The organism is Microbacterium sp. SORGH_AS_1204 (assembly GCF_030818935.1).
Taxonomy (GTDB): Bacteria; Actinomycetota; Actinomycetes; order Actinomycetales; family Microbacteriaceae; genus Microbacterium.
Map to the genome: position 1 here is coordinate 3,602,866 of NZ_JAUTBD010000001.1, position 20,761 is coordinate 3,623,626.

At 70.5% G+C, this 20,761-nt stretch carries 16 protein-coding genes; 11 read left to right on the plus strand and 5 right to left on the minus strand.

Annotation, left to right across the window (positions count from 1 at the left end; genetic code table 11):
- The first annotated feature begins 5 nt into the window (after positions 1-5).
- The gene (locus QE410_RS16630; protein ID WP_307334051.1) at positions 6-872 is read left to right on the plus strand and encodes an amino acid ABC transporter permease; all 867 of its coding nucleotides are present in this window, start codon (positions 6-8) and stop codon (positions 870-872) included.
- On the plus strand, positions 869-1,612 hold the full coding sequence (locus QE410_RS16635) for an amino acid ABC transporter ATP-binding protein (protein ID WP_307334053.1): 744 nt from the start codon (positions 869-871) through the stop codon (positions 1,610-1,612). The genes QE410_RS16630 and QE410_RS16635 overlap by 4 nt, the downstream gene beginning before the upstream one ends.
- Positions 1,613-1,872: 260 nt before the next feature.
- On the opposite strand, the gene QE410_RS16640 is transcribed toward QE410_RS16635, so the two are convergent.
- From QE410_RS16640 to QE410_RS16650, 3 genes are all read right to left on the minus strand, one after another.
- Positions 1,873-2,034, minus strand: coding sequence for an LPXTG cell wall anchor domain-containing protein (locus QE410_RS16640; protein WP_307334055.1), 162 nt, complete (start codon positions 2,032-2,034; stop codon positions 1,873-1,875).
- 46 nt (positions 2,035-2,080) lie between these two features.
- On the minus strand, positions 2,081-3,511 hold the full coding sequence (locus QE410_RS16645) for a chaplin family protein (RefSeq protein ID WP_307334057.1): 1,431 nt from the start codon (positions 3,509-3,511) through the stop codon (positions 2,081-2,083).
- A gap of 78 nt (positions 3,512-3,589) precedes the next feature.
- Positions 3,590-4,906 (minus strand): hypothetical protein, encoded by a 1,317-nt coding sequence (locus QE410_RS16650; RefSeq protein ID WP_307334059.1) that lies wholly within the window; start codon positions 4,904-4,906, stop codon positions 3,590-3,592.
- A 661-nt stretch (positions 4,907-5,567) separates the two neighbouring features.
- Here QE410_RS16650 and dnaB point away from each other — a divergent pair.
- Together dnaB and QE410_RS16660 are read left to right on the plus strand one after the other, a co-directional pair.
- Entirely contained in the window at positions 5,568-6,863 is a 1,296-nt protein-coding gene (gene dnaB / locus QE410_RS16655) for a replicative DNA helicase (protein ID WP_285836963.1), read from the plus strand.
- 145 nt (positions 6,864-7,008) lie between these two features.
- Positions 7,009-8,538 carry a CoA-acylating methylmalonate-semialdehyde dehydrogenase gene (locus QE410_RS16660; RefSeq protein ID WP_307334061.1) on the plus strand — a complete coding sequence of 510 codons (1,530 nt, stop codon included), beginning with the start codon at positions 7,009-7,011 and terminating at the stop codon, positions 8,536-8,538.
- A gap of 218 nt (positions 8,539-8,756) precedes the next feature.
- Here the strand turns inward: QE410_RS16660 and QE410_RS16665 are convergent, their stop codons facing one another.
- Positions 8,757-10,277 (minus strand): PucR family transcriptional regulator, encoded by a 1,521-nt coding sequence (locus QE410_RS16665; RefSeq protein ID WP_307334063.1) that lies wholly within the window; start codon positions 10,275-10,277, stop codon positions 8,757-8,759.
- A 130-nt stretch (positions 10,278-10,407) separates the two neighbouring features.
- Between QE410_RS16665 and QE410_RS16670 the strand changes: the two genes are divergently transcribed.
- Positions 10,408-11,742, plus strand: coding sequence for an aspartate aminotransferase family protein (locus tag QE410_RS16670; protein ID WP_307334065.1), 1,335 nt, complete (start codon positions 10,408-10,410; stop codon positions 11,740-11,742).
- Positions 11,743-11,761: 19 nt separating this feature from the next.
- A complete protein-coding gene (locus QE410_RS16675) occupies positions 11,762-13,096 on the plus strand; it encodes a Glu/Leu/Phe/Val dehydrogenase (protein ID WP_307334067.1) in 1,335 nt (444 codons plus the stop codon).
- A gap of 40 nt (positions 13,097-13,136) precedes the next feature.
- On the opposite strand, the gene QE410_RS16680 is transcribed toward QE410_RS16675, so the two are convergent.
- On the minus strand, positions 13,137-13,877 hold the full coding sequence (locus QE410_RS16680) for a FadR/GntR family transcriptional regulator (protein WP_307334069.1): 741 nt from the start codon (positions 13,875-13,877) through the stop codon (positions 13,137-13,139).
- Between the two features lie 150 nt (positions 13,878-14,027).
- Here QE410_RS16680 and QE410_RS16685 point away from each other — a divergent pair, with 150 nt between their 5' ends.
- Genes QE410_RS16685 through QE410_RS16705 form a run of 5 tightly spaced genes read left to right on the plus strand, consistent with a single transcriptional unit; the run spans position 14,028 to position 20,545 of the window.
- Positions 14,028-15,539: an ABC transporter substrate-binding protein gene (locus QE410_RS16685; RefSeq protein WP_307334071.1), complete on the plus strand. Its 1,512-nt coding sequence runs from the start codon at positions 14,028-14,030 to the stop codon at positions 15,537-15,539.
- 32 nt (positions 15,540-15,571) lie between these two features.
- Positions 15,572-16,504: an ABC transporter permease gene (locus QE410_RS16690; RefSeq protein ID WP_307334072.1), complete on the plus strand. Its 933-nt coding sequence runs from the start codon at positions 15,572-15,574 to the stop codon at positions 16,502-16,504.
- Complete coding sequence (locus QE410_RS16695) at positions 16,504-17,394, plus strand: ABC transporter permease (protein WP_307334074.1); 891 nt, start codon at positions 16,504-16,506, stop codon at positions 17,392-17,394. Before QE410_RS16690 ends, QE410_RS16695 begins: the two co-directional genes overlap by 1 nt.
- On the plus strand, positions 17,394-19,139 hold the full coding sequence (locus QE410_RS16700; protein WP_307334076.1) for an ABC transporter ATP-binding protein: 1,746 nt from the start codon (positions 17,394-17,396) through the stop codon (positions 19,137-19,139). Before QE410_RS16695 ends, QE410_RS16700 begins: the two co-directional genes overlap by 1 nt.
- Positions 19,136-20,545 (plus strand): amidase, encoded by a 1,410-nt coding sequence (locus QE410_RS16705; RefSeq protein WP_307334078.1) that lies wholly within the window; start codon positions 19,136-19,138, stop codon positions 20,543-20,545. Before QE410_RS16700 ends, QE410_RS16705 begins: the two co-directional genes overlap by 4 nt.
- Positions 20,546-20,761 lie beyond the last annotated feature (216 nt).

The window sequence follows — 20,761 nt, forward strand, 5'->3', positions numbered from 1 at the left end:
TCAACGTGGCATCCACGCCCGTCGACGCGGCGTGGCGCCCGAGCGAGCTCGAACTCGGTCGGCGCGCCACGCGGCGGCAGCAGTCGACGAAGTCGGTGCTGATCGCGCTCGTCAGCTCCGTGGTGTTCGTCGTCGTAGTGGGGTGGGCGATCCTCTCCAGCCCCGGCTGGGAAGACGTACGCCGCAGCTTCTTCGATGTCGACATCGCGATTGCGAGCTTCCCGTCGATCCTGGTCGGGCTGTGGGTGAACATCCAGGTGCTGTTCGTCGCGGCGATCGCCGTGGCGGTGCTGGGTACGACCCTGGCCGTGCTGCGGTCGCTGCGCGGGCCGGTGTTCTTCCCCCTCCGTGCGTTGGCGACGGTGTACACGGATCTCTTCCGTGGCATCCCTCTGCTGATCGTGCTGTACCTCGTCGGCTTCGGTGTGCCGGCGCTGGGCATCTTCGGTCGCGTACCGGTCGTGCTGTGGGGGACCATCGCGATCGTGCTGACCTACTCGGCGTACGTCAGCGAGGTGCTGCGCGCGGGCATGGAGGCCGTGCACCCCTCGCAGCGCGTCGCCGCCCGCTCGATGGGCCTCACGCACGGACAGACGCTGCGCATCGTCGTCATCCCGCAGGGCGTGCGCAAGGTCGTCCCGGCGCTCATGAACGACTTCGTCTCGATGCAGAAGGACGTCGGCCTGATCTCGGTGCTCGGAGTGGTGGATGCCATTCGGGCGGCGCAGATCGCCGCGGCGGAGTACTACAACTTCACGCCGTACATCGTGGCGGCGCTGTTGTTCGTGGCGTTGGCGCTGCCGATGATCCGGCTCACCGACTACGTCTCGGCGCGGCTGGCGAAGCGCGAGCAGATGGGCGGGATCGTGTGAGCGTGCTCGATGTCCGCGGTGTGCGCAAGGTGTTCGGCGACCACGTCGTGCTCGACGGGATCGACCTCGAACTCGCGAAGCACGAGGTGGTCGTGCTGATCGGAGCGTCGGGCTCGGGCAAGTCGACCCTGCTGCGCACCATCAACCTCATCGAGCGCGTCGACGACGGGCAGATCCTGCTGAACGGCGACGACCTCACCGATCCGACCATCGATCAGGATGCCGCCCGCGCGCGCATCGGCGTCGTGTTCCAGCATTTCAACCTCTTCCCGCATCTGCGCGTCATCGACAACGTGACGCTCGCGGCGCGGAAAGTGCACCGGATGCCGAAGGCCGAGGCCTACGCCCGCGGCACCGAGCTGCTCGAACAGCTCGGCCTCGCGGCCAAGGCGCGGGAGTTCCCGGATCGACTGTCGGGCGGTCAGCAGCAGCGCGTCGCGATCGTGCGAGCCGTCATGACCGATCCCGAGTTGCTGCTTCTGGACGAGATCACTTCGGCGCTCGACCCGCAGCTCGTCGGCGAGGTGCTCGACCTGGTGCGGGTGCTCCGCGACCGGGGCTCGACGATGCTGATGGCGACGCACGAGATGTCGTTCGCGCGCGAGGTGGCCGACCGTATCGTGTTCCTGAAGGGCGGGCGCATCGTCGAGCAGGGCACGCCGGCGCAGATTCTCGACGCGCCGCAGCACCCCGACACGGTTGCATTCCTCGAGCGCGAGCGGCGCGGGGGAGCGCTGTAACGGTTGCCGCCCGGACGGCGTGGCGGTCGCCGGGTCCGTGAGACGTCAGATCGCCGTGGAGGGAGGAGATTCCGCGACGGGAGGGTTCTCGATCGTCGTGGCATCCTCCCCTTCACGAATCCCCTCCCGTCAGGTCGACGGCGGTCCTGACGCTTTCCGTACGACAGCCGTGCGGGCACGCCGCGACACCGGATACCGCCCCGAGGGTGCGGCATCCGGTGTCGCTTCCGTTAGGGAATCGACCCCCACGAACCGGTGTGTCAGACGGTCGCGCGGCGGCGTCGCGTCAGCAGCGCGCCACCCAGCACGAGGGTCAGCAGACCCGCAATGCCGAGGGCGGCTGCCGACGAGCCGTCAGCTCCCGTCACAGCCAGCGTCTTGACGTCGCCGGAGGCGACAGGCGTTGTGGCGGAGTACGACATCGCCGACACGGATGCCGTGGAACCCTCGACGGGGGCGGTGACGTTGCTACCGGGGGTGCCGGAGGTGCCGGGGGTACCCGGGGGTGCCAGGCGTTCCGGGGGTGCCGGGGGTGCCGGGGGTGCCGGGGGTGCCGGGGGTGCCGGGCGTTCCCGGGGTGCCGGGGGTGCCGGGGGTGCCGGGCGTTCCGGGGGTACCCGGCGTGCCGGTGTGCGAGCCCCCGGTGTGGCTGTCGCCGATGATCGATACGGCGTTGCCGCCGATCGTCATGGGCAGACTGATCGGCACGATCAGCTGGTTGCCGCCGAGGATGCTGTCCGACCCGTCGGTGGTGATGCCGGCGAGCAGGCCGCCGCCGTTGCCGCCGATGGTGGTGGCATCCGTCGAGGTGCTGTCGCCGATCACCGAGATGGCGTTGCCGCCGACCGTGACGGGCAGGGTAATCGGGGCGATGAGCTGGTTGCCGCCCGACAGGCTGTCACCGCCGTCGGTCGTGACGTCGCCGCCGTGGCCGGAACCGCCGGAGCCGCCGATTGTCGTGGCATCCGAGGTGTGGCTGTCGCCGATCACGGATACCGCGTTGCCGCCGATGGTGACGGGCAGCGAGATCGGAGCGGCGAGCTGGTTGCCGCCCGACAGGCTGTCACCGCCGTCGGTCGTGACGTCGCCGCCGTGGTCGGATCCGTTCGAGCCGCCGCCGGTGGTGGTGGCGTCGTGCGAGACGCTGTCGCCGATCACTGACACGGCGTTCCCGCCGACGGTGACGGGCACCTCGACCGGGATGACGGCTTGGTTGCCGCCCAGCAGGCTGTCGCTGCCGTCGGTGGTTTCGTCACCGCCTGAGCCGGAGGATTCGGTCGAGGTGGTGGCATCCGAGGTGTGGCTGTCGCCGATGACCGAGACGGCGTTGCCGCCGACGGTCACCGGCACATCGATCGGAATGACGGCCTGATTGCCGCCGAGCGGGCTGTCGGTGCCGTCGCTGGTGGCGTCGCTCGAATCGCCGTGGTCGGAACCGCCCTCGTCGGAACCGCCCGAGCCCGAACCGCCCGAGTCCGAGCCGCCCGAGCCCGAGCCGCCCGAGCCCGAGCCGCCGGAGCTGCCCGAGGTCGTGGCATCCGAGGTGTGGCTGTCGCCGATGACCGAGACGGCGTTGCCGCTCACGGTCACGGGCACCTCGACCGAGACGACGCCTTGGTTGCCGCCCAGCAGGCCGTCGCTGCCGTCGGTGGTGACGTCGCCGCCTGAGCCGGAGGATCCGGTCGAGGTCGTGGCATCCGAGGTGTGGCTGTCGCCGATGACCGACACGGCGTTGCCGCCGATGCTGACGGGTGCGTCGACCGAGACGATGGCCTGGTCGCCGCCGAGCAGGCTGTCTGCTCCGGAGGTTTCTGCGGCGTTCGCGACGCCGCATCCGAGAACGGCCAAGCCGCTCCCGACGAGCGCGCCCATGAGGACGCGCGAGTGGATCTTGCGCATGAGAGTTTCTCCTGTAGATGAGTGAGGGTGCGCGTGCGCGCGGGTCGTCAGCCGTGCAGGAGCACAGCGAGACCGGCCTCAGTCAGGAGAAGCGTCGGTGCCGTAGACGGGGATGCCGGGGAGGTCGTCGTCGACGTCGCCCCCGTGAGCCAGAAGGGTCAGCGTGAAGGCGAACGCGCCGTGGTCGGCGGTGCCGGCGGTCGTGCCGCTCGCGCCCGATCCGGTGGATGCCGACGATCCGGCGCCGGTGCTCGCGCCCAGCGTCAGGTGGGCGGCGTCGGCGGGGGAGTGGGCGGGCGTCGAGGGTGCGTCCACGGCGGAGGGGGTGGATGCCACGACCGCGGCCGCGAAGGAGCGGGCGACCTGGGCGACGGAGGGGGGTGCCGAGACCGTGGGGATGACCGCCGTGGGAGCGGCCGCCGCCTCGGGGACCGGGACGAGCGTTTCGGGCTCGACGAGCGCGGACGGCTCTCGCGGCGACGTCACGGGAGGAGCCGTGACGCCGGGCGCGGGGGTCGTGCCGGCGCCACCGGGGAGCGAGGGCGCGACCGGCGCGATCTCGGGAGCGGTGCCGACGACGACCGGGAGGGTCTCGTCGACGGTGCCGGCGACGTCGGTGACGACCCCGCCCAGGCCGGTGTCCTCGACGACTCCGCCGACGATGGGCAGGGATTCGGCGGTGTCGACCACCGGCTCGATGATCGCGCCGACGATGCCCGACGAGGCGACGTCGCCGACGGCGCCTGTCACGGCGCCGGCCGCGCCGGTGACGACGGCGTCGGCGGTGTCGAGGGTGCCGCGCACGAAGCCCGGCGAGGCGACACCGGTGACGACGTCCGCGACGGTGTCGACGGTGCCGCCCACGAGGGAGCCGGATGAGCCGACGGTGGTGGTGGCGGCTCCGATCAGCTGGGGGGCCGCGTCGGTGACAGTGGGGACGACGTCTGCGACCGGGGCCGGAGCGATCTCGGCGACGGGTGCGGCGGTGTCGGCGACGACCTCGACGACCGGCTCCACGATCTCGGTGGCGACCGGCTCGACGGTCTTGGCGACCGGTTCTGCCACGGTGGAGACGACGGGCTCGACGGTCCCGGCGGCGGGTTCGACGACGGCGGAGGCCGCGGGTGCGACGGTCTGAGCGACGGGTTCGACGACGGCGGTGGCGACGGGCTCGACCACCTCGGTGGCGACCGGTTCGACGACGTCGCCCGCGGTGTCGGCGACGACGTCCACCGTCGATCCGGCAACGCCGAGCAGGCCCGATCCGGAGTCGGAAGCGGATGCCGAGGAGGTGGAGGCGAAGAGCGAGATGACCGCGAGAGCGAGTGAGACGAGCACGCCCAGCAGGAAGGCGCGCACGATGCGCGGCGCTCCCCGGCTCAACGTGGCATCCATGATCCGCCCCCCGAAGGTGAATCGTCGGCAACTCCAGGTGGGCGACGATACGCCCGGATTCGCCCGCACGAAAGAGGCCGGGTGAATTCTCGGTAGTGCCTACGTAGACACGGGGCGGCGGGCGACACGCCCACGGGTCACGCGATTTGACATGGGATGCCGCGCATCGATAGCCGACGCCGAGTTATCCCCCGAGTTGTACACATGCATTTGTCAAGTCGAGGAACCTTCAACGCGTACTTCAACCCGGATTTCCCCACACATACTGTGGAGAAATAAAAACCTGGTCAAGATGGGTATGCGCGACAGAATCCACAGTCATCCACCGAGTTGTCCACAGGAGTTGTGCACAGACACGGCGGCGTTTCCCGCAGGCTCTCCACAGAGTTATCCACAGGCATATTTGCGCGTGGCGAAGGTGGTATCTACCGTGGGGGCAGCCCATCGGGCATCCCCCTCACTTGCCACGCGCGTCGATGTCGGACGTCGGTGATTCGATGCTCCCGAGGTCGTTCCACCCTCGCCGTCGCATCGTCTCGCGCGCGCGTGAGGGGGTCGCCGGGGCGGCCCGAGAGCAGAAGGAGAGCCCGTGTCGATCGCTGACATCGCCGAGGAGCGCCTCGGAAAGGCACCGCGTCCTGAGCGCACGCCCCCGCACGACATGCTCGCCGAGCAGAGCGCGCTGGGCGGCATGCTGCTGTCGAAAGACGCCGTGGCCGATGTCATCGAGACCCTTCGTGGCCCCGACTTCTACGTGCCGAAGCACGAGCTGATCTTCGAGGCCATCCTCACGCTGTACTCGCACGGCGAGCCGACCGACGTCGTCGCCGTCACCGACGAGCTCATCAAGACCGGTGAACTGCAGCGCGCCGGGGGAGCGGACTACCTCCACACCCTCACCTCGATCGTGCCCACCGCGGCCAACGCGGGCTACTACGCGTCGATCGTCTCGGAGCGGGCGATGCTGCGCCGCCTCGTCGAGGCCGGCACGCGCATCGTGCAGATGGGCTACGCCGGCGAGGGCGACCCGGTCGAGCTGGTCAACAGCGCTCAGGCCGAGATCTACAACGTCTCGGGCGACGACAGCGCCGAAGACTACATTCCCCTGACGGTGGCGGTGGATGCCGCCGTCGACGAGATCGAGGCCGCTCGCGGCCGCGACGGGTCGATGACGGGCATCCCCACCGGCTTCGCCGGCCTCGACCAGTTGACCAACGGTCTGCACCCCGGCCAGATGATCGTGCTCGCCGCCCGCCCGGCCATGGGTAAGTCGACGCTCGCGCTCGACTTCGCCCGCGCCGCCGCGATCAAGTCGAACGCGCCGTGCATCTTCTTCTCGCTCGAGATGGGTCGCAGCGAGATCGCCATGCGCCTGCTCAGTGCCGAGGGCCAGATCCCCCTGCAGAGCATGCGCAAGGGCACGCTCGACTCCCGCGACTGGACCACGGTGGCCGCCACCCGTGGCCGCATCAACGACGCGCCCCTCTACATCGACGACAGCCCCAACATGACGCTGGTCGAGATCCGCGCGAAGTGCCGTCGCCTCAAGCAGCGCGAGGGTTTGAAGATGGTCGTCATCGACTATCTGCAGCTGCTCACCAGCGGTAAGCGCGTCGAGTCGCGTCAGCAGGAGGTCAGTGAGTTCTCGCGTGCGCTGAAGCTGATGGCGAAAGAGCTGCAGGTTCCCGTCATCGCCCTGTCGCAGCTGAACCGTGGTGCCGAACAGCGCGCCGACAAGAAGCCGGCGCTTTCCGACCTGCGTGAGTCGGGCTCGATCGAGCAGGATGCCGACATGGTGGTGCTGCTGCACCGTGAGGCGGCGTACGAGAAGGACTCCCCGCGCGCGGGCGAGGCCGACCTGATCGTGGCGAAGCACCGTAACGGCCCGACCGACACGATCACCGTGGCGTTCCAGGGGCACTACTCCCGATTCGCCGACATGGCGCCGGGAATGTAACGCGTAACCGACCCGGCGCAGCACGTCGGCGTTCTGCCGTTCCGTCGAATCGCGCCGCGCGATGTGGACTGATCGGCATGGACCGGATGTCGGCCCCGTCGTACTGTCGCTCATGCGCCCGACGGCGCCGAAAGAGGAGGACAGCATGGCCAATCAGTCGCTAGTCGACGTCGCGGTGGTTTCGCACTGGATCGACGGTGCGGAGCGCGCCTCGACCTCGGGCCGGACGGCGCCCGTGTACAACCCCGCGACCGGTGCCGTGCAGGCCGAGGTCGCGCTGGCGAACCAGGAGGAGATCGACGCCGCGATCGCCTCTGCTCAGGCGGGGTTCCGCGTATGGTCGCAGTACTCCGTCGCGAAGCGCCAGGCCGTTCTGTTCGCTTTCCGTGAGCTCCTCAACGCGCGCAAGCCCGAGCTCGCACGCCTCGTGACGAGCGAGCACGGCAAGGTCGTCTCGGACGCGATGGGTGAGATCCTGCGCGGCCAGGAAGTCGTCGAACTGGCGACGGGTTTCCCGCACCTGATCAAGGGTGCGTTCAGCGAGAACGCCTCCACCGGTGTCGACGTCTACTCGCTCAAGCAGCCGCTGGGCGTGGTTGGCGTCATCTCGCCGTTCAACTTCCCCGTCATGGTTCCGCTGTGGTTCGTTCCCATCGCTCTGGCCGCGGGGAACGCGGTGGTGCTCAAGCCCAGCGAGAAGGACCCCTCCGCGGCACTGTGGATGGCGAAGCTGTGGAAGGAAGCCGGTCTCCCCGACGGCGCGTTCACCGTGCTCCAGGGTGACAAGCTCGCCGTCGACGGTCTGCTGACCAGCCCGGTCGTGCAGTCGATCTCGTTCGTCGGGTCGACACCGATCGCTCAGTACATCTACGAGACCGCCTCGAAGAACGGCAAGCGCGTGCAGGCCCTCGGAGGGGCGAAGAACCACATGCTCGTCCTCCCGGATGCCGACCTCGACCTCGTCGCCGACTCCGCCGTCAACGCCGGTTACGGTGCGGCCGGTGAGCGGTGCATGGCGATCTCGGTGGTTCTCGCCGTCGAGCCCGTCGCCGATGACCTCGTCGCGAAGATCACCGAGCGCATCGCGAAGCTCCGCATCGGCAACGGCGCGGGCGTCGACGGTGTCGAGCCCGACATGGGTCCGCTCATCACCGACGTGCACCGCGACAAGGTCTCGTCGTACGTCGACATCGCCGAAGCCGATGGCGCGAAGATCGTCGTCGACGGTCGCAACTACGAAGTCGCCGGCCACGAAGACGGCTTCTTCTTCGGCCCCACCCTCATCGACGGCATCCCCACCACCAGCCGCGCGTACACCGAGGAGATCTTCGGGCCCGTGCTGTCGGTGGTACGCGTGTCGTCGTACGACGAGGGTCTCGAGCTGATCAACAGCGGCGAATTCGGCAACGGCACGGCGATCTTCACCAACGACGGCGGCGCTGCACGGCGGTTCCAGAACGAGGTCGAGGTCGGCATGATCGGCATCAACGTGCCCATCCCGGTCCCCGTGGCGTATCACTCGTTCGGCGGCTGGAAGAAGTCGCTGTTCGGTGACGCCAAGGCGTACGGCGTGCACGGCTTCGACTTCTTCACCCGCGAGAAGGCCGTCACCAGCCGGTGGCTCGACCCCGCCCTGCACGGCGGCATCAACCTCGGCTTCCCGCAGAACACCTGATCGACGCGTTCACGGATGCCGCGGCCACCGACCTCCTGAGGTCTCGGGGTCGCGGCATCCGTCGTTCCGGGCGCGAGCGCCGCGCGTCGCCTCGCTCGCCCGACGCGCGACGGCTGACGCCCGCCGCGTGGCATCCGTCATCCGCCCGCCGCCGCGCGGCACGCGTCGCGCCGCAGACGCCGTCTCTCGTCACGCAGTCGACCACCGCGCGGCATCCGTCACCCCGCGGTCAGCTGCAGCGCGTTCCACAGCTCCGCGCGACCCGCGAAGCCGTCGAGGTCGAGCCCGAGACGCGCCGCCGCGCCGTCGACGCGGTGGCGCAGGGTGTGGCGATGGATGCCGAGCTCGTCGGCCGCCGGCCCCCACGATCCGTTGTGCTCGAGCCACACCTCGAGGATGCGGCGCAGTTCGACGTCGTCGCCGAGGGGCAGCAGGATGCGGCGGGCGACCTCGTGCGCGCGCGTCTGCTCGAGGTGTCCGAGGATGCCCGCGCCGGCGAGCTCGTCGAAGAACACGACGGGCTGTCGTGACGTGCTGCGCTCGCCCGCGCGGCGCGCCTCGGTCAACGCCACCGCGAAGTCGTCCCACCCGAGGCGCGAAGACACCCCGCCCGTCGGACCGTGCGGTGCCGCCGCCTCGAAGAGCCCCGCATCGTCGCCGTCGCGGAAGACGGCCACCACGTGCTCGCCCTGCTCGGCGAAGAACAGCGCCCCGGGGCGCTTCTCGGCCACCACCTCGAGCGCCGGGATCAGCGGGTGCGTGTCGAGCGCGTCGTCGGAGCGCGCGACGGCGAGGCGTGCGACGCGGATCGGCTCGGCCGGCAGCCGCCCCCACAAGTGACGCACCGTGTCGCCGGCGACCCCCGTCACGCCCGCGGCGAGGAGTTCCAGGATGCCGCTGCGAAGGCGTCGGCGCGCACTGTCGAGCGTGCTGCTCTGTTCGAGCGAGATGCTCGCGAGGGCGATCACGCTGTCGACGAGGTCTTGCCGGGCTCGGTCGAACGATTCGCCCGCGATGCCCACCGCGAGCACGCCTCGGAGCTGTCCGCCCCGCCCCAGGGTCTGCAGCATCACCTCGCCCACCCCGCCCAGGCTCACTCGGGCGGCTGCCGCCCGTCGTCCGGCGAGGACGGTGCCCACGGCTTTCGCCACGTGCTCTTCCAGCGCGGTGGGGACACCGCTCGTCTGGGGCACGAGCACGCGCGCCCCGGCCGCGTCGAACAGCGCGACCCACGTCTGCAACGCGTGCTCGAGTTCGCGCAGGATCGCGCTCAGTCCGTCGGGGCGGAGTGCCGCCCGAGCCACCCGCCGCTGCGCGAGGAGGGAGCGTTCCAGGCGCGCGCGTTCATCGGCGGCCGTCGCATCGGACACGGCCTTGATGATCCCCATGAACGGCGTCTCGCGCGACACCTCCAGCAGCGGCAGGCCCCGCCGGGCGCACTCCTCGATCAACGCGGCCGGCACCTCCGGCACGAGGATGCCGACCGAGACGCCGAGAGCCCGCACCCCCAGATCGACCAGGCGCGCGACGTACTCGCCCGGCGCGGCGTCGTGCGGCGGAAGGAAGGGCGCGCCGTCGGTCAGCAGCAGGCCGCCCGGCTCGAGCCACGGCGTCGGGTCGGGCAGATCGGAGTTGTGCGCCCACGCGAGCGGCGCCGCCAGACTCGCCTCGTCGACGGATGCCAGGGGTGTCAGGCGGAAGGTGGGCTCGTCCATGAGCGAGCGCAGGTCAGCGGGCACGCGGCATCCTCTCCTCGCCGGATCTGCCGTTCGGTCGATAGTGGCGGCAGAGGTGCGACACATCGGCATGGTACCCGTCCGCTCGCGCGAGCAGGATGAACCCCACGACCATCCCGAGCATCGAGGACCCATGACACTCACCGCAGACGCCGCCTCCGCCATGACCAACGCCGACATCTCCGAGGCCGACCGCTCCCACGTCTTCCACTCGTGGTCGGCCCAGGGCTCGCTCGCCCCGATGCCGATCGTCTCGGGCGCCGGGTGCGTCGTGTGGGACGTCGAGGGCAACGAGTACCTCGACTTCTCGAGCCAGCTGGTCAACGTCAACATCGGCCACCAGCATCCGAAGGTCGTGGCCGCCATCCAGGCCCAGGCCGACGTGCTGACCACGGTCGCCCCCGCCCACGCCAACGCCACACGCGCAGAGGCCGCGGCGATGATCTGCGAGGTCGCACCGGCCGGCTTCTCGAAGGTGTTCTTCACCAACGGCGGGGCCGACGCCAACGAGAACGCCATCCGCATGGCCCGCCTGTTCACCGGCCGCGACAAGGTCATCTCGCGCTACCGGTCGTACCACGGCAACACGGGAGCCGCGATCGTGGCGACCGGTGACTGGCGCCGCATTCCCAACGAATACTCCCGCGGCCACGTGCACGTCTTCGGCCCCTACCTGTACCGCTCGGAGTTCTGGGCCACCACCGAGCAGGAGGAATGCGCGCGAGCGCTGCACCACCTCGAGCGGGTCGTGCAGGCGGAGGGGGCCTCGACGATCGCCGCGATCCTGCTCGAGACCGTTCCCGGCACGGCGGGTGTCATGACGCCGCCCGCGGGTTACCTCGCCGGCGTCCGCGAGATCTGCGACCGCTACGGCATCGTGCTCATCCTCGACGAGGTCATGGCCGGGTTCGGTCGCACAGGGGAGTGGTTCGCCTTCGACGCCCACGGCGTCACCCCCGACCTCATCACCTTCGCCAAGGGCGTCAACTCGGGCTACGTGCCCATCGGCGGCGTCATCATCTCCGACGCGATCGCCGCGCACTTCGACGACCGCGTCTTCCCCGGCGGGTTGACGTACTCGGGCCACCCCCTCGCCGCGGCGAGCATCGTCGCCGCCATCGGCGCCATGCGCGAGGAGGGGATCATCGACAACGCCCGGCGCGTGGGTGCCGAGGTGATCGGACCGCGACTCGCCGCGCTCGCCGAGCGTCACGAGCTGATCGGCGAGGTGCGCGGCAGCGGCGTGTTCTGGGCGATCGAACTCGTCGACGACCGCGAGACGCGTACGCCCGTCTCGGCCGCGACGATGGGCGCTCTCAAGTCCGCGCTGCTGAGCCGGGGCCTGCTGCCCTTCGTCGCCGACAACCGCATCCACGTGGTGCCGCCGTGCGTCATCACCGATGACGAGGCCCACCGCGGTCTCGACATCATCGACGCGGTGCTCACCGAGTTCGCCGCGGCGCGCTGACGCGGATCGGACACCGGCCGTGTCGACCACCCTCGCGCCCCCTGCCACCCGCCACCGCGACATGATGACCGCACCCGCCGCCGCGATCGCCGCGCGTCTGCATCGCGCCGGCGGGGGCGCGCGCGGCCCGCTCGGCGACGCCCGGGCGCAGTTCGAGGCGGCGAGCCGTCTGCTGGGCCTCGACCCCGCCCTGCACGCGGTGCTCAGCGTGCCCCACCGCGAGATGACCGTCATGCTGCCGCTGCGGCGTCCCGACGGCACGACCGAGATGGTGGCCGGTCACCGCGTGCAGCACTCGCTCGCGCGAGGGCCCGGAAAGGGCGGCATCCGGTTCAGCGCCCGCGCCGACCTCGACACCGTCCGCGCCCTCGCGATGTGGATGACGTGGAAGTGCGCTCTCTTCGACCTGCCGTTCGGTGGTGCGAAGGGCGCGATCGCGGTCGACCCCGGTGGCCTCGACCGGGGCGAGTACGAGCGCCTCGTGCGCCGCTACGCCCGGGCCGTGGCCCCCATCACGGGAGCGGACACCGACATCCCGGCGCCCGACGTCGGGTCCGGCGCCGACGAGATGGCCTGGATGATGGATGCCGCGCCCGCCGGCGGTGCGGGGTGGGGCGTCGTCACCGGCAAACCGCTCGCGCTCGGCGGCTCGCAGGGCCGGGCCGCCGCCACCTCGCTGGGTGTCGCCACCGTCGCGTTGCTCGCGCTGGAGCGCGCCGGGATCGACCCGCGCGAGGCGACCGCCGCGGTGCACGGTTTCGGCAAAGTCGGTCGGGGCGCCGCTCTCGAACTCGCCCGCGCCGGCGTGCGAGTGACCGCGGTCGCCGACGTGCGCGGCGGCACGCGCGCCGTCGACGGCCTGGACCTGTCCGCGCTCGCCGCCCACGTCGATGCCACGGGCAGCGTCGCGGGATTCGCCGACGGTGACGCGCTCGCCGCAGCCGACGTGCTCACCGAGCCCGTCGACGTGCTCATCCCCGCCGCCGTCGAGGGTGTCATCACCCACGAGAACGCCGACCGCGTGCGCGCGCGCATCATCGTCGAGGGGGCGAACGGACCGGTCACCTCGACGGCGGAGGCCGCGCTGCGCCATCGCGGGATCGAGATCGTGCCCGACCTGCTCGCCAACGGCGGGGGTGTCGTCGTCAGCTACTTCGAATGGGTGCAGGCGCGGCAGGGATGGTGGTGGGATGCCGCCGACGTCGAGCAGCGCCTCACGCAGCGCATGAGGGAGTCGTGGCGGCTCGTCGCGGGCCGCGCGTCGGCGGAGGGCGTCGACCTGCGCACGGCGGCGACCGCGCTCGCCGTGGAGCGAGTGGCGGCGGCCGTGCGCGCGCGGGGCTCGGAGGGCTGAGCCGAAGCGGTGGTCGCGGCGCCGAGCCGGTGCGGGCGGGTCAGAAAGCCGCCCGCACGGCCTCGCGCTCGGCGACGGTGAGATCGGCCTCGTAGAAGCGGTAGATGCTCTCGACGCTCGCCTGGCGTGCGGCGTGCGCGTCGCGCGCGCGGATGATGTTCACGAGCTTCGTGCCGTCGGCGGCGCTGCGCCGCAGCAGAGCGGTCGGTTCGCGATGCGACGCGATGCGTCCGCCCATGAGGTCGGTCATCGTCTCGCTGACGACGCTGCCGCACACCGCGATGAGGCTGTTGTGCGCGGCCGCGCGGATGGTGTCGTGGAAGGCGCGCACGAGACCCGGGTACTGGGTGACGTCACCGGATTCGACGCAGTCGTGCAGGCGCTGCGAGTTCTCGTCGATGTGGGCCATCTGCTCGTCGGTGTGGTGCTGTGCGGCCAGGAAGCTCGCCGTCCCCTCCAGGAACAGCCGGAACTGCAGCAGTTCGGTGCGGCTGGTCGCGCTGCGCGAGAGCTGGCCGAGCGACTTCTCGAGCAGGCGCGGCGTGAACGCCGCGATCACCGGGCCCCGCGGGTCGCCCGGACGGGACTCCACCACACCGGTCGCCTGCAGCACGCGCAGCGCCTCGCGCACGGTGGCACGGCTGACCGAGAAGTCCTCCATCAGCCGACGTTCGCCGGGCAGCCGGTCGCCCGGCTGGAGCTGGCCCGAGTCGACCGCGGCCTCGATCTGCTCGACGATGCCCTCGTACGCGCTGACCTTCTGAACGGGGGTGAACGCCACGTTTTGTCCCTCGGTTTCGGTGGAGGACGCGCCGTGTAAACAGTCTGTTTCCTGGCTTGCTCCGCTCTCGGCGTCATCTTATCGTTCGATTACTGGTCAGACCAGTAGACCGGTCCTGCATCCACCGACGCCCCCACCCAGGAGTAACCCGTGACTCTTCTCTCCCGTCGCTCCGCCGCCGCCGCTCTCGGCGCGGCTGCGCTCGCGCTCGCGCTCACCGCGTGCGCGGGCAGCACCGCGCCCGCCGAAGGACCCGCCCACGATCCCGTCGCGACCATCGGTCTGACCGGTGAGCCGACGAACTTCGACCTGACGACCACCTCGGGCGCGGCCATCCCGCAGGTGCTGCTCAACAACGTCTACGAGACGCTCGTCTCGCTCGATCAGGACGGTGAGCTCGTCCCGCAGCTCGCGACCGCGTGGACGGTCAGCGACGACGGCCTCACCTACGACTTCACCCTCCAGGAGGGCGTCACCTTCTCGAGCGGCGCGGCGTTCACCGCCGACGACGTGAAGTTCTCGCTGGAGCGCGTCAAGACGAACTGGACGATCAACCAGAGCAAGATGGCGCTCCTCGACCACGTCGAGGTCGTCTCGCCCACCGAGGCACGCGTCATCCTCACCAAGCCCAGCAACTCGTGGCTGTACAACATGGCGGGCACCGTCGGCATCATGTTCGACACCGACGGCGTCGCCGACCTGGCCAACACCCCCGTCGGCACCGGCCCCTTCACCATCACCGAGCGCGTGCAGGGCGACCACATCTCGCTCGCCGCCCGCGACGACTACTGGGGCGAGGCGCCCGCGATGCAGGACATCACGCTGCGCTACTTCGCCGACGCCACCGCGAGCACGAACGCGCTGCGCGCCGGTGACGTCGACATGCTCTACAACATGCAGGCGCCCGACCTCGTCTCGCAGTTCGAGACCGACCCCGCCTTCCAGGTGCTGCAGGGCTCGTCCAACGGCGAGATCCTGCTCGGCCTCAACAACCAGGCCGCGCCCTTCGACGACGTGCGCGTGCGCCAGGCGATCGCGTACGGCATCGACCGTCAGGCGGTTCTGGATGCCGCGTGGGCCGGCTACGGCGAGCTCATCGGTGCGATGGTGCCCCCCACCGACCCGTACTACGAAGACCTGAACGACCTGTACCCCTACGACCCCGACAAGGCGCGCGAGCTCCTCGCCGACGCCGGTGCCTCGAACCTGTCGGTCACGTTCAAGGTGCCCACGCGTCCGTACGCCACGGCGGTCGCCGAGGTCGTCGTCTCGCAGCTCGCCGAGATCGGCGTCACCGCGACCATCGAGACCCTCGAGTTCCCCGCCGTGTGGCTCGACGAGGTCTTCACCAAGGACGACTACGAGATGACGGTCATCCTCGCGGTGGAGCCGCGCGACATCCTCACGGTGTTCAACGACCCCGACTACTACATCGGATACGACAACGCGAAGATCGCGCCCATCGCTGCCGCGGCCGACGCGGGCACGAAGGAGGAGTGGATCGAGGGCATGAAGAAGGTCGCGAAGATCACCGCCGAAGACGTGGCATCCCTCCCTCTGTTCCTCTTCCCGAACATCGTCGTGGCGGATGCCGGGCTGCAGGGCATCGCGCCCAACGCGGTGACCGAGTCGCTCAACATGACGAAGCTCGCCTGGAACTGACCCACCCGATTCGATCCTGAAAGGGGGCGACCGTGCCTCTCCGTCTTCTCAAGCTCGCAGGGACCTTCCTGGCCACCGTCTGGGTGTCCACGCTGCTGGTCTTCCTGCTGCTGCGGGTCATGCCCGGAGACCCGGCCACGGTCGCCCTCGGGACCGACGCCACGGCCGAGCAGCTCGACGCCTGGCGTGCCCAGTACGGCACCACCGCACCGCTGTGGGAGCAGTATCTGCAGTGGATCGGCGGCATCCTGCGCGGTGACTTCGGCACTTCCTACGTGACGCAGGCGCCGATCGCACCGACCCTCGTCGAGCGGGCCCAGGTCACGCTGCTGCTGGTCGTGCTCGCCATGGTCGTGGCGCTCGTCGTGGCCGTGCCGCTGGGCACGCTCTCGGCGATGCGCCACGGCAAGGCCAGCGGCGGGGTGGTGTCGGCTCTCTCGCAGGTCGGTGTCGCCCTCCCGAGCTTCCTCGTGGGGATGCTGCTGATCGCCGTCTTCGCCATCCAGCTGCGCCTGCTCCCCTCCGGCGGCTGGCGGTGGGGACCCGACGTGCTGCGATACGCGATCCTGCCCGTGCTCGCCCTCGGGTCGGTGCAGGCCTCGATCCTCACCCGGTACGTGCGTTCCGCCGTGCTCGAGATCAAGGGCCAGGACTTCCTGCGCACCGCCCGATCCAAGGGGCTCACGGCCAACGCCGCGCTCGTGCGCCACGGCCTGAAGAACGCCGCGGTGCCGGTGCTGACGGTCGTGGGCGTGCAGCTCGCGGGTCTTCTCGTCGGTGCCGTCGTGGTGGAGCGGGTGTTCGCCATCCCGGGCCTCGGCAGCTACCTGGTCGACGCCGTCGCCAACCGCGACCTGCTGGCCGTGCAGAGCATCGTGCTGCTGCTCGTGCTCGCGGTCGTCGTCATCAACTTCCTCGTCGACGTGGCCTACACCTCGATCGACCCCCGCCTCCGGAGGGCCTGATGTCCACGACTCCTCTCACCGACCGTCCGGTCCCCGGCACCGTCTCCGAGACGGCCGTCCGCGTCCGCCGCGAACGCCGACCGCTCGAGCCGGGCCTCGTCATCGGCGGCGCCCTCATCGTGCTGGTGGCGCTGACCGCGCTGGTCTCGCTCGTGTGGACGCCGTACGACCCGACGATGGCCGTGGCATCCGACCGCCTGCAGCCGCCCTCGGGCGCGCACTGGATGGGAACCGACCGGTACGGCCGCGACGTGCTCTCGCAGGTCATGGCGGGAGCGCAGATCACGATGCTGGTCGGCACGATCGCGGTCGCCATCGGCCTGGTGATCGGCGCGCCGCTCGGCATCCTGGCCGGGATGCGCCCGAAGCGGGCCGGAGTGCTCGTCATGGGCGGCAGCGATGTGCTCATGGCCTTCCCGGGCCTGCTGCTGGCCATCGTGTTCGGGGCGGTCTTCGGCGGCGGCACCGTCACGGCGATGATCGCGCTGGGCATCGGTTCGGCACCGGCGTTCGCCCGGGTCGCCCGCGCCGGCACCCTGCAGGTGATGTCGATGGACTACGTGTTCGCGGCGAAGGCCGCCAACCGTCCCGACATCGCGATCGCGGTGCGGCACGTGCTGCCGAACATCGGCGGGATGCTGATCGTGCAGTGCTCGGTCAACTTCGCCATCGCGGTACTCGCCGAGGCGGGACTGTCGTTCCTGGGGCTCGGGACGATGCCGCCCACCCCGTCGTGGGGGCGCATGCTGCTGGATTCGCAGCAGTTCCTCGGTGTGAACGACTACCTCATCATCTTCCCGGGTCTGGCGATCGCCGTGGCCGTGCTCGGGTTCAACCTCTTCGGCGACGGTCTGCGCGACCGGCTCGATCCCACCCTCAGGAGTCGATGATGTCCACCGTTCTGCAGTCAGGCCCCGTGGGCACCCCTCCGGTCGAGGGTCGCGCCGTCGATGTGTCGGGCCTCACCATCCGCTCCGGCGACCGCACGCTCGTGTCGGAGCTGTCGTTCCACATCGAGCGCGGCGAGCGCGTCGGACTGATCGGCGAGTCGGGCTCGGGCAAGTCGCTCACCTCACTCGCGGTGATGGGTCTGCTTCCCGCGAACCTGCGGGCCGAGGGCAGCGTGCTCGTCGGCAGCGACCCGCGCAACCTGGTCGACCTGGGTGAGCGCGAGCTCGCCGGCATCCGGGGCACGCGCTCGGCCATGGTCTTCCAGGAGCCGATGACCGCGCTCAACCCGCTCATGCAGGTGGGTCCGCAGATCGCCGAGGCGATGATCGTGCACGGCACGCAGCGCGACCGCCGCGCGGCGACCGCTCGCGCCCTGCAGCTGCTCGAGGATGTCGGCATCCCGTCTCCCTCCGAGGCTGCGCAGGCGTATCCCCACCAGCTGTCGGGTGGTCAGCGGCAGCGGGTGGTGCTCGCCATCGCGCTGGCGAACGACCCCGAGCTGCTGGTGTGCGACGAGCCGACGACGGCGCTCGACGTGACGGTGCAGAAGCAGGTGCTCGACCTGGTGCTCGCGACCGTGAAGCGCCGCGACACGGGTCTGCTCTTCATCACGCACGACCTCGCCGTGGTCGGCGAGACGTGCGAGCGGGTACTCGTGATGAACAAGGGCGAGGTCGTCGAGCGAGGCTCGATCGATCAGATCTTCACGCGCCCGCAGCACCCGTACACGCGCGGGCTGCTCGCGGCATCCGATCTCTCGGCCACCGACGACAGCGGCCGGCTCTTCACCGTCGCCACCGCAGCGAACTACCGCCCGGGTCACGCGGTCTCGCGCATGACCGCGGCAGCCCCCGAGGTGTCGGGTGACGTGGTGCGGGTCGAGAACCTCACCCGCGTGTACAAGTCCCCCCGCACGTCGCTGTTCACCGCCCCGCGCGAGGTGAAGGCGCTGAACGGCGTCTCGTTCTCGATTGCCGCGGGCGACCGGTTCGGCATCGTGGGCGAGTCGGGGTCGGGCAAGTCGACGCTGCTGCGTCTGCTGTCGGGACTCGACCAGCCGACCTCGGGCGAGCTCGAGGTCGTGGGACGCAGCCTGGTGAAGGCCGGCGCGAAAGACCTGGCCGAGCTGCGCCGCAACCTGCAGATCGTGTTCCAAGACCCGATGGCCTCGCTCGATCCGCGCATGCGCATCCGCGACATCGTGGCCGAGCCGCTGCTGAACGCCGCGAACCTCGAGCATGGCACCGCCATGAACGCCAAGGAGCGGGCGGATGCCGTGGCCGAGATGATCGAGGCGGTGGGCCTGCCGCGTGACGCGGTGGACCGCTTCCCGCACCAGTTCTCAGGCGGTCAGCGCCAGCGCATCTCGATCGCGCGGGCGCTGGTGTGCCGGCCGCGCATCCTCGTCGCCGACGAGCCGGTGAGCGCCCTCGACGTGTCGGTGCGTGCGCAGGTGCTGAACCTGCTCGCCGACCTCGTCGACGAGTACCGTCTGACCCTCATCTTCGTCTCGCACGACCTCCACGTCGTGCGGTATTTGTGCGACCGCGTCGCGGTCATGCGCAAGGGCGAGATCGTCGAGCAGGGTCCGACCGAGTCGGTCTACGCATCCCCCCAGCAGGAGTACACGCGCGTTCTCATCGACGCGACTCCGACCATCAGCCACGTGCAGGAGACGCGATGACCGCGCAGCCCACCATCACCCCCGCGATCGAGATGACCGGGGCCGCCCTCACCGCGGCGTACGCGTCGGGGGAGCTCACGCCGGTGGATGCCGCCGAGTCGGTGCTCGCCGACATCGCCGCCCGCAACGGCGTGATCAACGCCTTCACCGACCTCGATCCCGCCCAGGTGCTCCAGGATGCCGCGGCCTCCGCCGCGCGGTGGGAGCGCGGCGAGCAGCGGGGTCCGCTCGACGGGCTGCCCGTCACCGTGAAGGAGAACTTCGTGCGCGCCGGCATCCCGGCGCACGCGGGCGTCGCCGGGACCGCCGGTGTCGTGCCCGAGCGCGACTCTCCCGTGGTGGAGCGCCTGCTCGAGCAGGGCGCGGTCATCGTCGGGTCGACCACCATGCCCGACTGGGGCATGCTCTCGTCGGGGGTGTCGAGCCTGTCGGGCATCACCCGCAGCCCGTGGAACCCTGAGTGGACGGTGGGCGGCTCGAGCTCGGGCGCGGGAGCGGCCGCCGCGGCCGGCTTCGGCGTCGTGCACATGGGCACCGACATCGGCGGCTCGGTGCGGCTGCCCGCCGCGTGGACGGGGGTTGCCACCCTCAAGCCGAGCAACGGCCGCATCCCGCTCGACAACCCGTACTTCGGGCGCTCGGCCGGCCCGCTGGCCCGTACCATCGCCGATGTGGCGCTCGGCATGCACGCCGTCGCGCGCCCCGACGAGCGCGACTACACCTCGCTTCCGGATGCCGACATCGACTGGCTCGACCTCGACACCGACGTGCGGGGGCGCCGCATCGCCGTGCACCTCGACCCGGGCGCGGGCATGCCCGTCGACCCCGAGGTGCGGGCGGCGGTGCTGCGCGCGGCGGACACGTTCGCCGACGCCGGAGCCGAGGTCGTGGAGCTGCCGGCGTTCATCGACGACGGCATTCTGCGCGACATCGACGACTTCTGGCGGATCCGCTTCTGGCGCACCTACCTGGGCCTGTCGCACGAGGCGCAGATCGCGGTGCTGCCCTACATCGCCGAGTGGGTGCACCCCGGCTCCGACATGACGGGCCGCCGCGCCCTGGAGGCGTACGAGACGTTCGGTGAGCTGCAGAAGCGCACGGTCGCCGCAACCTCGTCGTTCGACGCCGTGCTCGCGCCCGTCGCCCCGATGGCGGCCTTCCCCGCCGAGTGGCCGATGCCGTGGGGCTTCGACGCGAGCGAGGCCATGTCGCACATCGCGTTCACGCTGCCCTACAACATGTCGGGGCAGCCGGCGTCGTCGATCAACTGCGGGTTCACGGCCGATGGGCGGCCGATCGGGTTGCAGATCTCGGGGCGGCGGTTCGCGGATCTGGAGACGTTGCGGATGACGGCTTGGTACGAGGGGGCGCGGCCGGTGGATGCGAGGCCGGTGTTTCCGGGCTGAGGTTCGCAAGCGCCGCGAGCTTGTGCAACGGCGCGGGGTCGCGATGACCTCACGAGGGCGTGAATCCGGCGCTGCGACGAGCCACGCGGTTCGTTGATGTGGCGGGCGCTTCCTCGGACGGCGAGAATTTAGCGATCGTCACGCCTCCGTTCTCGCCGCTCAGTCTTTACAGACTCTCTGGCGCGCGTCGCATGGCAGCCGCACGACAACGGTGGA

Excerpts from the sequence above, each read along its gene's own strand:
- dnaB (WP_285836963.1), top strand. The coding sequence starts at position 5,568 with ATGCTCGCCGAGCAGAGCGCGCTGGGCGGCATGCTGCTGTCGAAAGAC.
- QE410_RS16670 (WP_307334065.1), top strand. The coding sequence starts at position 10,408 with ATGACACTCACCGCAGACGCCGCCTCCGCCATGACCAACGCCGACATC.
- QE410_RS16640 (WP_307334055.1), bottom strand. The coding sequence starts at position 2,034 with ATGTCGTACTCCGCCACAACGCCTGTCGCCTCCGGCGACGTCAAGACG.
- QE410_RS16705 (WP_307334078.1), top strand. The coding sequence starts at position 19,136 with ATGACCGCGCAGCCCACCATCACCCCCGCGATCGAGATGACCGGGGCC.
- QE410_RS16650 (WP_307334059.1), bottom strand. The coding sequence starts at position 4,906 with ATGGATGCCACGTTGAGCCGGGGAGCGCCGCGCATCGTGCGCGCCTTC.
- QE410_RS16700 (WP_307334076.1), top strand. The coding sequence starts at position 17,394 with ATGTCCACCGTTCTGCAGTCAGGCCCCGTGGGCACCCCTCCGGTCGAG.
- QE410_RS16695 (WP_307334074.1), top strand. The coding sequence starts at position 16,504 with ATGTCCACGACTCCTCTCACCGACCGTCCGGTCCCCGGCACCGTCTCC.
- QE410_RS16645 (WP_307334057.1), bottom strand. The coding sequence starts at position 3,511 with ATGCGCAAGATCCACTCGCGCGTCCTCATGGGCGCGCTCGTCGGGAGC.
- QE410_RS16660 (WP_307334061.1), top strand. The coding sequence starts at position 7,009 with ATGGCCAATCAGTCGCTAGTCGACGTCGCGGTGGTTTCGCACTGGATC.